A 16,055-nucleotide genomic window follows, 5' to 3' on the forward strand; every position below is an offset into this window, starting at 1 on the left:
TACTTAATCCCCAATCCTCGTTGTGACATGAAAATAAAACAGGAGTCAGAATACAGAATTCAGAATTCAGAATACTCTATCCCTTTATGGATGGAGTTTTAAGGCGAGAATATTCTAATTTTTTTCGACCCACTCGTACAGAATTCATACTGAATTCTGACTCCTGAGTTCTGAATTCTTCTTATAAAATATATGGATAATATGGATAGCAAAGAACTAGCGCAATACATCGAAGCAACGAATAGCATCTCTAAACCTTGGGTATTGGTACAACTGCGCCTCAAGAAATTGCAAGAGCGTCGAGCCACCCTTACAAACGATGTTTACACCAAAGAATTAGAAGATATTTACCAAGACTTGATGAATTTGGGGGAATGGTGGCGCGGTATTGAAGATGAGGTATTTTAAAGTGAGGAGTTATGAGTTGTGAGTTGTGAGTTTTCCTAACTCCTAACTCCTCACTTTTAACTCCTAATACCAATTTTGTATGAAGCTGCATAGAATTAGATCCTCCCTAGCCCCCCTTAAAAAGGGGGGAACTGGAAAAACATCTATCAAAGTCCCCCTTTTTAAGGGGGATTTAGGGGGATCGAGATATGTGCAACTTCACATTAAATTGGTATAACTTATAACTCCTAACTCCTAACTTAAAACGCAACCTGATGGCTCAAGCTCTCGATCAAGTCGATTACGATACTCTCGATGCCGCAAAACGACGCTTCATCGATGCTGCAAAACGCACACTTGGCTTTGCAAGCAATTACGGCATTGTCCCCGCGTCGGGTCTGGGAGCAAGCGCTAACGCTTTCAGCTTCAACCTCGCTCCGTTTCTGGAGGCGGGGGCTAGAGAACTTTCTATGACACTTGTCCCCGAAGGTCTGGGCACCGCAGACGATACCCGCCCTGATGACCTCTGTGAAGAAGAACTTCGACGATTCTGGTGGAATATTGGGATCAAGATCATCTCGTGTCTGACGAACGACGCTGCAACTTCTGGTATGCAGACTATACTTCTCGGTCTTTATCTGCCGTCGAGTACTCCTGAAACGATCTTTACCCCCGCTTTCCTTGATGGGTTTCTGGATGGAGTCGTTGAGGGGTGCAAACGAGTGGGGTGTGTTTATCTGTCTGGGGAAACTCCTCAACTAAAAACTAAGATGATTCCAGGGCGGCTCGACATCGCCGGCTCGGTTTTTGGGGTTATGCCGGCTGGTGTCGCTCCCATTGATAGTTCGCGTCTGGATGCCGGAAATACCATTGTTCTGGTCGAGAGTTCGGGCCCCCATGAAAACGGCTTTACCCCACTGCGAAAGCTCGCCGAGTCGCTCCCTGATGGCTATAGAACAAAACTTCCAAGTGGGCAGGAGTTCTGGGAAGCGATGAATGCTGCGTCGTATCTTTACACGCCCCTTGTACAAGCAGTACTTGGCGAGGGAATTCGCCCCACGGCGATGGAAAATATTACTGGTCATGGCTGGCAAAAGCTGATGCGGTCGGTGAAGCCGCTTCGGTATGTCATTGAAACAATGCTCCCAGTGCCGGAGATATTTACGTTTGTCGAGGGTCATCTTGAAGGCGGAGCCGAGACGATGCTTTCCGTGTTTAATTACGGTGCAGGATTTGCATTCTATACAGAGTCGGAGCAGGATGCAGAGAAAATTGTCATGCTTGCAACAGAACATCAACTTTCGGCTGTGATTGCCGGAAGGGTTGAGGCGTCCCTTAGCCGCGAGGTGGTAATAGAACCCCTTGGAGTCACTTTGAAGGGAGATTCTTTTGGGATTGCGCGAGGGGTATAATACAGCCCAAGCGTAGGCATAGCCCGTCGTAGACATCGCTAGTTTTCTCGAAGCTTTGTAGACTTACAAAGAAAGGCATGATTCAGAAGACAGAACTAAAGTTTTCTGCCTCCTGCCTCCTGAATCATGCGATGCCTGGGTTGGGCTACGCCTACGCTAAAGTCATTACTGGTCAAATAAAAACAGTGGAATCACTGTTATAAGTAATATTTTTACACACAATATAGGATTGCATTTTAGGCTTATTAGAGATCATAACTCTACCAAGACTCTAGTATCTAAGTCATTTACCACAGATGCTATAGGCGTATTTATGAAATTTTGGATGCATTATTTATTACTACTTAAAACTAAAGTAGTCCAAAACACCCATGACCACTGAGGTTAAGATTTGCTAACGTAGTCTTAACATATTGAAAAATTTGCTGAGAAAGCAGAGAAAGTAGCAGCCAACACTAAATTTTTAGTGCTGGATCTTTCTCATCTGTAGATGTGGCATTTTAGTGTGTTGAGAATTTATATATTTTATTCAGAGGGGGTTATGGCTGTAAATTTGGCCCGGACTACTGCTTCCACAGAACTTTTGAAGCAAATATTCCATAACATTGATGCACATAGTTGTCCAAGGTTATTCAACTTTCACATGCACACTGTCTACTCGGATGGGAGGTTGCAGCCGAGTGGATTGATGGAGCAGGCGATCGCTATTGGCCTAAAAGGGTTAGCCATCACCGATCATCATGGTATTATCGGCTATCAAGCTGCACTGGCTTGGTTAGAAGACTGGAAGTGGAATAATCCTGGTGCAAGCACTCCTCACCTGTGGAGTGGCGTGGAAATCAATGCCAACCTTTTGGATATAGAAGTTCATATTTTGGCTTACGCTTTCGGGACAGAACACCCTAGTATGAAACCCTATCTCCAAAGAAGGGCTACTACAGGCCAAGAATATCAGGCAAGTAACGTGATTGCCGCTATTCATGAAGCCGGGGGGTTGGCAGTTCTGGCTCATCCAGCCCGTTACAAGCGATCGCATTTTGACTTAATTCCAGCTGCGGCCGATAAGGGTATCGATGGCGTGGAAAGTTTCTACGCCTACAATAACCCTAGCCCCTGGCAACCCAGCATAGTGGAATCAGAACAAGTGCAAAAGTTAGCTGATGAATACTTCCTTTTCAATACCTGTGGTACTGATACCCACGGCTTGAGCCTGCTACAACGTTTGTAAAGATGAATCCATTTTTTTTTCAACTCTCCTGGTTCAATCTGCCAGGAGGTTATTCTATTTTGGATTTTCGTTCAACAAAGGACTATAGCAATACGCTTGGGTTAAGGGCGGCGGGCAAAAATTTTGGGTTTTCGAGACGCGGTAAATCGCCGTCTCTACAAGTGTTTTGGTCTTATCTAAACTGTATTGAGGACTATAGTCGATTCTTGGTAGGAATCACAATCATTGAAAAATAGGGTACTTCATCTGGATTAACTTCATCCAGGGGTATGATTCGTTGCTGTGATGTTGATGCCCGCTCAATATATCTTGCTCGTGATGCAAGTCCTAATTTATGCAGGATATCCCGCACTTTGGTAAAGTGGCGACCTAGCTTCATAATTGCCGCTGCATCGGTCATTAGCAGATGTGTAGTCAGTTCTTCTGCTGGTAGTGGGGCGGGTAAAACTGTGAGGATATCGGTGTAGTAGGTAAAAGGTACACCCAAGGCTACTGGACAAGCCATCAGTGAAGAAACTCCGGGGACAACTTCTGTTTCGTACTGGTCACATAACCGCGTAAACAGGTACATGAACGAACCATAGAAAAATGGATCACCCTCGCATAGCACTACGACATCTCGACCTGCTGCTAAATGGTTGGCGATTGGTTCAATTTCTTTGTCATAAATAGACTTTGCCTTTTCTGGCTCCAAAGCGCGAGGGAGGTGAAATAACACCTCGATTTGATTGCCAGGAAGATATTGCGCCACGATCGCTCTGGCAATACTTTCTTTATCTGTGGCTGATTGATAAGCTACCACAGGAGCGGCACGTAATAACCGCAGCGCCTTCAGGGTTAATAGTTCTGGATCGCCTGGGCCGACACCAATTCCATAGAGACGACCTTTGGGTTGCATATTCATTCTTCCTCCGTTGCCAGGGCGTTAACTGCTGCTGCCGCGATCGCACTTCCACCGCGCCGACCGTGTAAGGTTAAAAATGGTACATTCCTGCTATCTGCTGCCAGTGCGGCTTTCGATTCTGCTGCACCGACAAACCCCACTGGAAAGCCCAAGATAATCGCAGGTTTCGGCGCTCCTTCATCAAGCATTTCTAATAGTCGGAAAAGTGCTGTGGGCGCATTGCCAATTGCGATTACTGATCCTTCCAGGTGCGATCGCCATAATTCTAGAGCTGCTGCCGACCTTGTAGTACCCATGCGCTGGGCAAGTTCTGGCACTTCTGGCTCGTTGAGGGTACAGATAACTTGATTGTTTGCAGACAACCGCCGCCTGGTAACGCCATCGGCAACCATCCGGCAATCGCACAGTATTGGCGCTCCTGCGGCTAGTGCTGCCCTTGCGGATTGTACTGCTGTTGGTGAATATCCCAAGTCAGTGACAATATCCGTCATTCCACAGGCATGGATGAGACGTACAGCAACTTTTGCTACATCTGGGGGCAACACATCTAGGTTCGCTTCTGACCGGATGATTGCAAAGGAATTACGGTAAATTTCGTTGGCATCTCGGATATAGTCGGGCATTAAATTTTGGATTTTAAATTTTGGATTTTGGATTGAGGTATAAAAAACGAAAGGCTCAGATTGCCAACTTCTCTAAATTGAAGAAGAATTCTGTTTTGTTAAATAATTGCTGTAATTGTGTCAGTGCATATCGATTCGCAAATTTCCCAAAGGACTCATCAGAATTTAAACGTTGAATTTTATATACATATAGCATCCGCTCTATTAATGCAGGTAGTTCGGCAAAAGTTACATATTGATATAGTTCACGTCCGAATTTCTGTTTGCTGTCACCAACATAAACGTGATAGCCCTCTACAGTTTTATTGTCAGCCTCAATGCTGACGCCGAGGAGAGTAATATCACTCTTGCCATGCTGGGCACAGGATTTTTCGCAGCCAGTGAAGTGGATATTAACTGGACAATCGAGAGGAACGCGAGTTTTAAGATACTCCGCTAAAGCCAACGCATGACTTTTTGTATCTGTAGCCGAAGAGGCGCAACCCTTTTTACCAGAACAGGCAACTAATGCACTCTTGATGTTGGTTACAGAGGAATCTAATCCTAAAAAAGCAATTTCATTTTGGACATCGCCAACCCATTGCTGAGGAATATCTGTAAGAAGCAAATTTTGCCAAGGGGTTAGCCTGAGAGTTTCACTGCCATATTTTGCTGCTAAATCTGCTAAACCCCGCATCTGTCTACTCTCCAATCGGCCAAGGGGCAAGACGACACCAATGTAAAATAAGCCTTGCTGACGTTGGGGATGGATACCAATATGCTGATATTTCATATCTGACCTCTCCCCCAACCCCTCTCCTTGTAGGAGAGGGGAGAATTTCTCCCCCTTCCCTTGCAGGGAAGGGGGTCGGGGGGTTAGGTCTTTTCTTTTTTCACTGCATAAAAGCGGGAAAGGTAAACACTGTTGAACTTCCTGGAGATAATTTTCACAACCCAAAGTATTGAGTAACTCTCTCAGACGTAGCCGCCGCTTACTTGTAGTATTACTATGAGCTAGATAGACATCCGCCAAAGCTGCCAAGACGGGCAAACATTCCTCTGGTGGTAACAAAATTCCCGTATCGCTGGGCGGTTGACCCTTCTCGCCGACACTGAGATAGAGGCGAAAGTAAACATGATCGTCAACTAAGACAGCAGCAAAGGCGATATCATTCAAGCGATCGCACACCCGAATTATCCCACCACCGTCAAAGCAAACGCTAAATTTTGCCGACAGTCCCGAAAGCGCCGGATGTGCAGCAATATAATCATCCCAACTTTGGACAAAAGGGCGAGTGTCGATTAATTCCTGGGGATCAATACCAGCAGTTGGACTGGTCATAATATTGCGGATTTGGTCTACAACAGTATTGCCAGAACCCAATCCCATATCTTGTAGGTACTTCAAAACCTCAGCATTTATCCCGGTGCGGATTTCACGGACTTGCAGATTAGCTCGATTAGTCACATCTATATAGCCGCCACCGTGTTGTTCTGCTATATCTGCGATCGCACGGCACTGCTGACTACTAATAATTCCACCTGGTATTCTAATGCGAGATAATATACCATCTGCGGCGGGAGTAGGATAAAACAGGCCAGGACAAGTGGCAAATCCAGAAAGCAAATTTAGAACTCCTTCCCCGTGCAACGCAGGGAGTAGACGGTGAGTGTGTCTTGAGGACATCCTGAGAGTTGGCATTCTGACTTGGGTGATCCCATCACAGCTGCGGCACAGTCCCGGAATTTCACCGGAGTTTCCCAAATCTCAGCTTTAGTAATTTAGATTTTGTTTTGGTTATGGATATTAACCAGACATCATCCAGATAATCATCTTACATTACCATAGCCATAAATTTTACCTTAGCTTATATACTGCCGTTTTAGGTGGTTGATAGCTACGTTGGTGCGATCGCATGGTGAGTCTTTGTTTTTATCCCCTTGCGGGGTAATGCGATCGGAAAGAATTATAACGAAGTAGTTACTAATGTAAAAAACATTCTTAAGTTTCCATCCCCTTTCGGGGCGATGCGATCGTAAAGGTCAACCACTTAAATAAACACACCTAAAAATCATCCCATCGTTTCCATCCCCTTTCGGGGCGATGTGATCGTAAAGAATGAATGGCAATGTAGGGAAGTCATTAACCATTAAAAGTTTCCATCCCCTTTCGGGGCGATGTGATCGTAAAGAAAAAAGCTGCAGAAGGCGCAACGGCTGCAGCACAGGCGTTTCCATCCCCTTTCGGGGCGATGTGATCGTAAAGTAGAACCTCGTCTTATAAAAGACTTTTTTTGATTTTTTGTTTCCATCCCCTTTCGGGGCGATGTGATCGTAAAGAGTTCACTTTTGGAAACCTTACCAGGAGCGGGTTTCAGACCCCCTAATCGACACCACTTTTTTTAGTGTCAATAACTCCCGAATAATTGTCAATAACCAATGCATTTCACAGCTTGAAAGCTTTGCTGTGCAAGCAATCGACACCAGTCAACCAATTTATGCGGTTTTCAAGGTTCGGGCGAGTGGTGTCGATGAACGACATACGCTGCTTCCAAACTAAAACTTTCTCACCTTTTTTGTCAAATCTATTACACGATTGTTACAAAAAACTGGGGAATTTGAGCGATCGCATTTCCACACCCAGAATTGACTTATACTGCCATTACGCAATCGGAATTGAAGAAGTATGCAGAAGTCAGAATTATTCTTCAATTTTGACAAAAGAATGATGAGAATTTTCTCATAGAAGTTTCATAAAAGACTCATGTAAGCTTGGGAAGCTCTTAATTAGTTCGGCATCCATTCACTGAATAACTTAGGGACATTTAACCATGAGACTGATGGTATATTCCCACGATGGCTTCGGTCTTGGTAATATTCGCAGAATGCTGGCAATATGCACCCACTTACTTGATTCGATTCCAGAACTTTCTATTCTGGTGATTTCTGGTTCGCCGATGCTGCACAGCTTTCGTCTCCCGAAAAGACTCGATTATATTAAACTACCCTGCTTAAATCGGGGAACATCTGGTGAAATGTCTGTCAAGTATCTAGGGACAGAAATTGATGAAACAGTGAAATTCCGCTCAGAGTTAATTTTATCTGCGATCGCTAATTTTAAACCTGATATATTTCTAGTAGACAAAAAGCCTTATGGTATCCGTAATGAATTAAAAGCGGCTATCGAATATCTAAAAACAAAGTTGACAGAAACTTCCCTAATTCTCCTGCTGCGCGACATTTTGGATCATCCAGATGTGACGATTCCAGAATGGCAAAAGCACGGTAACAACGAAGCAATACATAGATTTTACGATCGCGTGCTTGTCGTTGGCACTCCCGAAATTTTCGACATTCGCCAAGAATATCAACTACCGCCAATGGTTGCCGAGAAGGTACAGTTTTGTGGTTACATCCGCACAGAATTGGGGCGTAAAAGTCCAAATCTCATCCGCAGCGAGTTGCGATTAAGTCCAGAAGAACAATTTATTTTAGTTACGCCAGGTGGTGGCGAAGATGGTTACAGGTTAATTGACACATATTTATCGAGTTTGGTATTGTTGCCAGATTCCTATAAATTCCGAAGTTTAATTATATGTGGCCCAGAAATGCCCTTAGAACACCAAGCTGCACTGCAACGGAAAGCAGCAGCATATCCCCAAGTGCTGATAGGCGAATTTACCGATGATTTGATGAGTTACATCGCCGCCGCAGATGCCGTAGTAGCAATGGGAGGCTACAACACAACTTGCGAGATTCTCTCAGCAGGTAAGCCAGCTGTAGTAGTACCCAGAATTAAGCCATCACGAGAACAGTGCATCCGTGCAGAACACTTGTCAAAGTTGGGGATTTTGGCAGCGATTCATCCAAATGATCTGACTCCAGATATATTACTGCGATCGCTGTTACAACAACTCCAAACTCCGCAGATTTCCTTTTCCACAATTAATCTGGATGGATTGCCCAAAATTAGCCAATACATTTCTGCCTTACTCACAAAAAAAAAGAGCGTGAGTTCATTTTGTTACAAATCCCCGGAACAATTACCAGAATTAATGATGATTGCCAAAACTGTTTAATTAAAAAGTAGACAAGTCCTAATTCACTTTTTCTTTTGCTTTGTTTGTTTTATACAAACTCATAACAATGATTGCGACAGATGGAGTACTCAACGGAATTACCAGCAACTCTTTGACAATTCAAAATCAAAAATGTAAAATCCAAAATTGTTGAAAGAGGTGAAAGTATCATGAAACGTATTATGTTCTATTGCCAACATATTTTAGGTATGGGGCATCTAGTTCGCAGCCGAGAAATTGTCCGCGGTTTAACCCAAGACTTTCAAATTTGTTTTATTAATGGCGGTGAAATAATTCAAGGATTTGAAATTCCTGCTGGTGTCGAAGTCATCAACCTACCGGCAATTAAAACTGACGCAGAATTTACAGAACTGCAAGTAGTAGATGATGCTTTTAGTCTCAGCGAAGTCAAGGAAATCAGAAAAAATCGACTTTTGGAAATATTTGACCAATTCCAGCCTGATATTTTAATAGTTGAGTTATTCCCCTTTGGGAGAAGACGCTTCTCTTTTGAATTAATTCCCTTATTAGAAAGAGCAAAATCAAATGGAGACTCAACTAAAGTCGTTTCTAGTTTGCGAGATATTGTAGTTGCTAAACCAGAGAAACAGGCAAAGCACGAAGAAAAAGTATGTAAATTAATCAACAAATATTTTGATATGTTGCTGGTTCACGGCGACCCAGAATTAGTACCACTAGAAGAAACGTTTTCTAGAGTCCATGACCTCAAATGTCAAGTATATTACACCGGATATGTTGTGCAAGAGCCACCGACAAATCCTGCGCTTACTGATGAAGATCGAGAAATTATTAAATCAGATAAACCTCTGATTTTAGTTAGCGTAGGCGGTGGGAGATTTGGTCATGAATTGCTTGAATGTGTAGTGAACACAGCCCCTTTCTTAGAGAAATCATTGCCACACAATATTCAGGTTTTTACCGGGCCATTCATCCCCGATTCCAAATTTAAGGAACTGCAAGCAATGGCAAAATTTAGCAAGAATATCCACATTCGACGCTATACTCCTTATTTGCTAAATTACATGAAAAAAGCAGACCTTTCGATAAATATGTCTGGCTATAACACCACAATGAATGTTCTAACTACAGGTGTACGAGCCATGATTCTTCCCTTTACAGGCAATCAGGATCGAGAACAAACTATTAGAGCCGAAAAGTTAAGCAATTTAGGAATCGTCAAATTTATCAATCCTAATGATTTGAAACCAGATTACTTAGCTATTAATATTATTCATTACCTGAAAGAAAAACCTAATAAAATTAGCTTTGATTCTAATGGAGTTGAAAAAACTGCAACTGTCTTAAAAGCTCTAGCATTCAAGCAAAAAGTTGCATGAGAAGGAGTCAGAAGACAGAATTATGAATTCTGTTTGATAAATTCACAGAAAAATCAAATCATGGTTAAAACAAAAATTTGTATTACTACACTCGAATATCCACCCGATATTGGCGGAGTTGGTGAATCAGTGCATCGGATTGCCAAGATGCTAAATGATAGCGGCTATGAAGTTCATATTGCCGTTTTTCGCTCTAAACAACGACTAGTTTCTGATGGAAGTCGCAGACGAGCAAGTTGCACATCAACGCTTCAAGATGGTGTGTTTGTACATCGCATTAAGTCAGCCGTTCGGACTCAAACAACAGAAATCCAAGATTTTTTTAGTGATGTTTACTTTCAACTCAAATGTCTGCATCAAAAGCATAACTTTGACTTGTTTCACGCCTTCTTTCTAAATGAAGCAGGTTATGTAACGACACTTTTAGCCAGAGAAAATGATGTTCCGGTAATCAATAGTGTTCGCGGTAGCGACTTGCACAAACATATTTTTAATCCTAAGAATCATGCTCAGATAGCATGGATTTTAGAGAATTCTGATTGGGTGACATTTGTCAGCCGTGACTTGCTCAAAAGAGCTAGTGTTATTACTCCCAGTGTGAAGTTAAAATCATCAGCTTTCTGGAATTCCATCGCACCTATCGATTTTGAGGAATTCCCCACTCCATCTTTAGTTAAGGAATTACCAGGTATTGTTATCGGTTCATCGGGGAGGTTTCGAGATAAAAAGGGGATTGAATTTCTCCTTGATGCCTGTGCCGAGTTGGGTAAAGAGTTAGATTTAACACTCTTATTAATAGGTGATTTTGTTGATAAAGAACAAGAATATTGGCAGCAACAAATCCAGCAAAGTGAAATTGGTCATCGCCTCCGCATCACTGGAATTACCAGTCGCCAAGAAGCTTTAGCTTATCTCCCCCATTTAGATATTGTTGCGATTCCCTCTCTAAATGAGGGTTGTCCCAATACCCTTTTAGAAGCGATGCTAGCGAGTCGAGCAATAATTGGCACTCGTGTAGATGCGATCGCAGAAATCATAGAAGATGGTGTAGACGGTTTGCTTATCAACCCCGGCAGTACCGAAGAATTAATTGCTGCAATCCGATATCTGGCAACTCAACCAGAACTACGGCAAAAGTTGGGTGCAAAAGCCAAGACAAAAGTAACTCAACAGCTTGCCCCATCAGTAGAATATCAAAACTGGATGAATGTTTACGAACGAGTCTTAAGAATATCTGATCCAGCTTTGTTAGGCGAAATATCTTTCGTGTAGTCTCTTTCTAACAATGACCTGCACCTTTGTTGCATCAACCCGCGCCTTTGTTGCATCCACTTATAAAAATTACAGCATTAACGCGATGTGCAACTTATTTTTAGAACCCCACTTTCATTCCTCTCCCCCACAGCCTTTTGATCCCCCCAACCCCCCTTAAAAAGGGGGGCAAAAAATTCTCAAAGTCCCCCTTTTTAAGGGGGATTTAGGGGGATCTTACTATGTTTTGCATTGTGTATAAAGATGCGTGTACACCGTAGCCCCACAGGGAGAGAGGCTTTGATTCTTGCTCCCCTTCCTTTGTAGGGAAGGGGTTGGGGGTTAGGTTTGAGAGAAATTTGCACACAGCGTATAGTACGCAGAAACTCTAGATTTTAACCATGAATAAACCACAAATCACTATAATTGTTTCCCAGCGTGAGCGATTCAGTTACACCCGCGAATCACTAGAAAGCATTTACGAACACACTCAACTACCTTTCTCCCTAGTTTATATAGATGGCAATTCACCTCGGCATATCCAGCGCTACCTCCAAGAACAAGCGCTAGAAAAAGGATTCCAATTAATCCGCACAGAACACTACCTTTCACCTAACCAAGCCCGCAACTTGGGTTTACAACAAGTTAATAGCGAGTATTTAGTATTTGTTGACAACGATGTAATTGTCAGTCCAGGCTGGCTTAACTCCTTACTCGAATGCGCCAAAGAAACAAACGCAACTGTAGTCTGTCCCCTTACTTGCATTGGTCAGCCTTTGGGGGAAACAGTACATTTGGCAGGTGGTGAAGCTCATATTGTTGTGGAGATACAGGAAACTGCAATCAAGCGACGGGTGCATGAAAAACATTACTTTGTAAATCGGAAAGTTGCTGAGGTACAGGATCAACTTCATCGTACACAATGTGAGTTTGCCGAGTTTCACTGTATGTTAGTTCGCACCGAGATTTTTGGGCAAATCGGGCTGTTAGATGAGGGATTCCTGAGTACGCGAGAACACATCGATTTTTGTCTAAAAGTGGCTGAGGCAGGAGGTACATTTTACTGTGAACCGACTTCGGTAGTTACTTATGTACCAGGACTAAAGTTTGAATTGTCAGAACTAGCATTCTTTATGTTGCGCTGGAGTAATGCTTGGGAAATTGCCAGTTTAGAACACTTTTGTGCAAAGTGGAATTTGACAATGAATGACAAGTATTTTAAGAAACGCTATAAGCGGATGGGGCATCGTCGCCATCAGGGATTTTTAAAACCGTTGCTAAGTCGTCTCACCTTTGGGCAAAATCCTCTGTGGCTGGAGAAAATAGCGATCGCTCTTGAAAGAAAATTAAATCACTACATTAGCGATCGCTATACTCAAAGTCAACAGAAGAGGATAAGAAGTATTCATGGTGAAGAATCCCCTTATTCCCCCATCTCCTTGTATCCTTATCTTTTGCGTCAATCCCTAAAGGGAGACAAGTAATAATGGCGGCTAGAGATCCTAAAAGTCTAAGGGCTGCGTTACCAGGAATTGTAAGGATTTTGCAGCAGTTTTCGCCCCAGTTGAGCAAACAAAAGGCGCTACTGATTGTCTCTTTTGTGGCACTGATGGCTGAGATTTTCTTGCATCTGCTGGAACCCTGGCCGCTAAAGTTCATTTTTGACTACATCCTTGTAGCTGGTTTTCAGCCTCAGTCTTTGGGTATTCCTCTACTTTCAGGACTTAGCTCGTTTGCCCTATTAACAGGCTTGACGTTAGGGTTAGTTGCGATCGCTTTACTTCGGGCTACTGCTGCTTACTTTAGTGTGGTGGGCATGGCACTGGCAGCTAGTAATGTATTAACTGAGATTCGTTCTAACCTTTACAGTCATCTCCAAAATCTATCTTTATCATTTCACCACAAAGCCAAAACTGGCGATTTAATTACCCGCGTTACCTCCGATATTGAACGACTGCGGGAGGTGACGGTGATGGCAGTATTACCCCTAATTGCCCATTCCCTCACCTTATTGGGGATGATTTGTGTCATGTTCTGGCTGCATTGGGAACTAGCGCTGATTGCCGTCGCCGTGTTTCCCTTATTTATTTTCTTCACCACGCGCTTGACAAAACGCATTCGGCAAGTAGTGCGATCGCAACGTCAACGGGAAGGGGCAATGGCGGCAACAGCGGCGGAATCCATCGGAGCAATCAAAGTTGTTCAAGCACTTTCTCTGCAAAATATGCTGGAGAGTACCTTTTCCGGTCATAATCGCCAAAGTTTAAAAGAGAGTGCCAAGGCGCAAAAACTGGCAGCCGGTTTAGAACGCATGGTGGAACTGCTAGTAGGCATTGCCACTGCTTTAGTTTTATGGCGGGGTGTGCAGCTAGTATTGGCAAAGGCAATCACACCAGGGGATTTGCTGGTATTTGTCAACTATCTCAGGATTGCTTTTAAACCGATGCGGCAACTTGCCAAATACACCGGGCAAATCGCTAAAGCTACCGCTTCCGGCGAGCGTATCTTAGATGTGCTGGATACAGTACCCGAAATCCGCGATTCGCGGGGAGCAATGGATGCACCGCCTTTGTTGGGAGGTGTGCGTTTTGAAAATGTCACCTTTGCCTACGAACCGACCAAGAGAATTTTACACAACGTCAACTTTGAAGTGCAGCCTGGTCAGCGCGTCGCCTTGGTGGGGGCATCTGGTGGCGGAAAATCCACCTTAGTAAGTTTGTTGTTACGACTTTATGACCCATTAGAAGGGCGAATATTAGTTGATGGTCACGACCTGCGCGAATACAAGGTGCAATCTATCCGCCAGCAAATTAGCGTGGTGTTACAAGAGAGCGTTTTATTTGCCGCAAGTGTCAAAGATAATATCGCCTACGGTTTTTTAGGGGCTTCAGACCAAGCAATTGAACAAGCTGGGCGTCTGGCAAATGCCCACGATTTTATCATGGCGCTACCCGAAGGCTACGAAACTATTTTGGGTGAAAGAGGAGCGACACTTTCGGGAGGACAACGGCAGAGAATTTCTATTGCTCGTGCTGCCATTCGTCAAGCTGCGATTGTAATTTTAGATGAGCCGACCACTGGCTTAGACAACGAAAATGAACACGCCGTCAATGAAGCACTCGATCGCTTGACTCAGAAATGCACTACCTTTGTAGTTTCTCATAATCTTAGAGCCGTTGAACAAGCCGATTTAATTCTCTACATCGAAGACGGAAAGATTTTAGAGCAAGGTACACACAAAGAATTGCTGCGCTTAGGTGGACATTACAGCGCAATGTATGCATTGAAATCAGCGATAAATTCCCAGGAGGATGATGTGTATGCAGTTGAAAAATGATCGGGGACTGGGGAGTGGGGAGTGGAGACTGGGGGATGAGGGAGATGAGGGGGATAAGGGAGTGTGGAGAGATTATAAAAAAGCTTCCTATACTCCCAATGCCCAATGCCCCATGCCCAATGCCCCATGCCCAATCCCCATAACCCGCGTAATTTTAGTGCGTCACGGTCAGAGTACTTACAATGCCCAAAAGCGTTATCAAGGAAGTTGCGATGATTCAGTGTTGACTGAGAAGGGACACAGCGATGCTTACCAAACTGGTATTGCTCTGAGAGGAACGGAATTAGATGCAATTTATACAAGTCCTCTCCGGCGTGTCCAGGAAACTACAGTTGAGATTCTTGAGGGGATGGAAGTAGAAGAGAAAAAGAGAATCTTCACATCTTCCCATCTCAAAGAAATCGATATTCCCCAATGGCAAGGGCTGACATACAAATACGTACAAGAACACTTTGCAGCAGATTATCGCTGCTGGAACGAGCGACCCCATGAGTTTCAGATGGCAGAACCGCAGCCAGCAAGGGAGTTAAGAAGAGGTGGCGTAGCAGTTGCCACATCTGTGCAACAATGCTTCCCGGTACTAGATTTGTACGATCGCGCCCAACAATTCTGGCAAGAAATTTTACCGCGCCATGTTGGCAAGACTATTCTAATTGTCAGCCACAGTGGCACAATTCGGGCATTAATTAGTACTGCGATCGCAATGAAATGTCAGCAATACAATGTCCTCCAGCAATCAAACTGCGGTATTAGCATCCTGAATTTTCCTACACCTGGTGAACAGCAAGGGCAACTGGAGGCAATGAATATTACCACCCATCTCAGTGAAGTCATCCCCAAGCTGAAAAACGGCAAACAAGGTCTGCGTCTACTTGTAGTCCCAGCCACAGGCACAGCGCCACATTTAATTCATCAATTAGCTGAACGTCTTCAGACAGTACCAATAGATTTTAGTCTCAGCAGTGATTTGGATAGTTCCCAACAAAACGCCGAGCAACTGCTGAAATATCATCCAACAGCCGTGCAACTTCAAGTACTGCGCCAAGATTTTCCCGCCATCTGGCAGCAAAACCTTTTATCTAAACGCGCCGTAGTGCCATCAAATGAAATAGATTTAAGCCGTCCCACAACCGGATTAGTAGTTGCTTGTCCCTCCATCATCGAAAATATGCTGACTCACGTCTTGGACACTTCACCACAGTACTTACAACTAATCCCCGACACTCTTAGCGTTATTTACTATCCTCTAAAAAACCCTTTCCCTGTATTGCAAGCTATGAATATTACTTAATTTGTCATTGGTCATTTGTCATTGGTTAAAGGCTCAACGTTCAGGTTAAAAGGCTCAACGTTCAGGCTAAAAGGCTCAACGTTCAGGCTAAAAGGCTCAACGTCCAGGCTAAAAGGCTCAACGTTCAGGCTAAAAGGCTCAACGTTCAGGCTAAAAGGCTCAACGTCCAGGCTAAAAGGCTCAACGTTCAGGCTAAAAGGCTCAAC

At 43.8% G+C, this 16,055-nt stretch carries 12 protein-coding genes, 1 pseudogene, 1 CRISPR repeat array and 1 riboswitch; of the genes and pseudogenes, 9 read left to right on the forward strand and 4 right to left on the reverse strand.

What is annotated here, in order from left to right:
* The first annotated feature begins 201 nt into the window (after window positions 1–201).
* The 3 genes from ABF638_RS14235 to ABF638_RS14245 all read left to right on the forward strand — a co-directional run bounded on the left by ABF638_RS14235 (window position 202) and on the right by ABF638_RS14245 (window position 3,027).
* Complete coding sequence (locus ABF638_RS14235; RefSeq protein WP_069070599.1) at window positions 202–408, forward strand: hypothetical protein; 207 nt, start codon at window positions 202–204, stop codon at window positions 406–408.
* A 254-nt stretch (window positions 409–662) separates the two neighbouring features.
* Entirely contained in the window at window positions 663–1,799 is a 1,137-nt protein-coding gene (locus tag ABF638_RS14240) for an AIR synthase related protein (RefSeq protein ID WP_435023306.1), read from the forward strand.
* A gap of 541 nt (window positions 1,800–2,340) precedes the next feature.
* Window positions 2,341–3,027: a PHP domain-containing protein gene (locus ABF638_RS14245; RefSeq protein WP_435023307.1), complete on the forward strand. Its 687-nt coding sequence runs from the start codon at window positions 2,341–2,343 to the stop codon at window positions 3,025–3,027.
* Window positions 3,028–3,220: 193 nt separating this feature from the next.
* On the opposite strand, the gene ABF638_RS14250 is transcribed toward ABF638_RS14245, so the two are convergent.
* The 3 genes from ABF638_RS14250 to cobG are packed head-to-tail and all read right to left on the reverse strand — an operon-like array spanning window position 3,221 to window position 6,220.
* Window positions 3,221–3,925, reverse strand: coding sequence for a precorrin-2 C(20)-methyltransferase (locus ABF638_RS14250; RefSeq protein WP_435023316.1), 705 nt, complete (start codon window positions 3,923–3,925; stop codon window positions 3,221–3,223).
* 2 nt (window positions 3,926–3,927) lie between these two features.
* Window positions 3,928–4,554 (reverse strand): precorrin-8X methylmutase, encoded by a 627-nt coding sequence (locus ABF638_RS14255; protein ID WP_435023308.1) that lies wholly within the window; start codon window positions 4,552–4,554, stop codon window positions 3,928–3,930.
* A gap of 55 nt (window positions 4,555–4,609) precedes the next feature.
* Window positions 4,610–6,220, reverse strand: a complete 1,611-nt coding sequence (cobG, locus tag ABF638_RS14260; RefSeq protein ID WP_435023309.1) for a precorrin-3B synthase — start codon at window positions 6,218–6,220, stop codon at window positions 4,610–4,612.
* A 1-nt stretch (window position 6,221) separates the two neighbouring features.
* Window positions 6,222–6,305, reverse strand: a riboswitch (adenosylcobalamin-variant (AdoCbl-variant) riboswitch).
* Window positions 6,306–6,462: 157 nt separating this feature from the next.
* A CRISPR array of direct repeats spans window positions 6,463–6,873; the repeat unit is 36 nt; unit sequence GTTTCCATCCCCTTTCGGGGCGATGTGATCGTAAAG.
* A gap of 491 nt (window positions 6,874–7,364) precedes the next feature.
* Here cobG and ABF638_RS14265 point away from each other — a divergent pair.
* The 6 genes from ABF638_RS14265 (at window position 7,365) to ABF638_RS14290 (ending at window position 15,849) form a co-directional block, all read left to right on the forward strand.
* On the forward strand, window positions 7,365–8,612 hold the full coding sequence (locus tag ABF638_RS14265; RefSeq protein ID WP_435023310.1) for a glycosyltransferase family protein: 1,248 nt from the start codon (window positions 7,365–7,367) through the stop codon (window positions 8,610–8,612).
* Between the two features lie 170 nt (window positions 8,613–8,782).
* Window positions 8,783–9,970 (forward strand): glycosyltransferase family protein, encoded by a 1,188-nt coding sequence (locus ABF638_RS14270; protein WP_435023311.1) that lies wholly within the window; start codon window positions 8,783–8,785, stop codon window positions 9,968–9,970.
* A 60-nt stretch (window positions 9,971–10,030) separates the two neighbouring features.
* Window positions 10,031–11,242 carry a glycosyltransferase gene (locus ABF638_RS14275; protein WP_435023312.1) on the forward strand — a complete coding sequence of 404 codons (1,212 nt, stop codon included), beginning with the start codon at window positions 10,031–10,033 and terminating at the stop codon, window positions 11,240–11,242.
* A 380-nt stretch (window positions 11,243–11,622) separates the two neighbouring features.
* On the forward strand, window positions 11,623–12,705 hold the full coding sequence (locus ABF638_RS14280) for a glycosyltransferase family 2 protein (RefSeq protein ID WP_435023313.1): 1,083 nt from the start codon (window positions 11,623–11,625) through the stop codon (window positions 12,703–12,705).
* A 2-nt stretch (window positions 12,706–12,707) separates the two neighbouring features.
* Window positions 12,708–14,558: an ABC transporter ATP-binding protein gene (locus tag ABF638_RS14285; protein ID WP_435023314.1), complete on the forward strand. Its 1,851-nt coding sequence runs from the start codon at window positions 12,708–12,710 to the stop codon at window positions 14,556–14,558.
* Entirely contained in the window at window positions 14,542–15,849 is a 1,308-nt protein-coding gene (locus ABF638_RS14290) for a histidine phosphatase family protein (protein ID WP_435023315.1), read from the forward strand. The genes ABF638_RS14285 and ABF638_RS14290 overlap by 17 nt, the downstream gene beginning before the upstream one ends.
* An 11-nt stretch (window positions 15,850–15,860) precedes the next feature.
* On the opposite strand, the pseudogene ABF638_RS14295 reads toward ABF638_RS14290, so the two are convergent.
* Window positions 15,861–16,055 (reverse strand): annotated as a pseudogene (locus ABF638_RS14295) (hypothetical protein); the annotation flags it as partial.

Source organism: Nostoc sp. CALU 1950 (assembly GCF_051172895.1).
In the GTDB taxonomy this organism is placed as follows: domain Bacteria; phylum Cyanobacteriota; class Cyanobacteriia; order Cyanobacteriales; family Nostocaceae; genus Nostoc; species Nostoc edaphicum_A.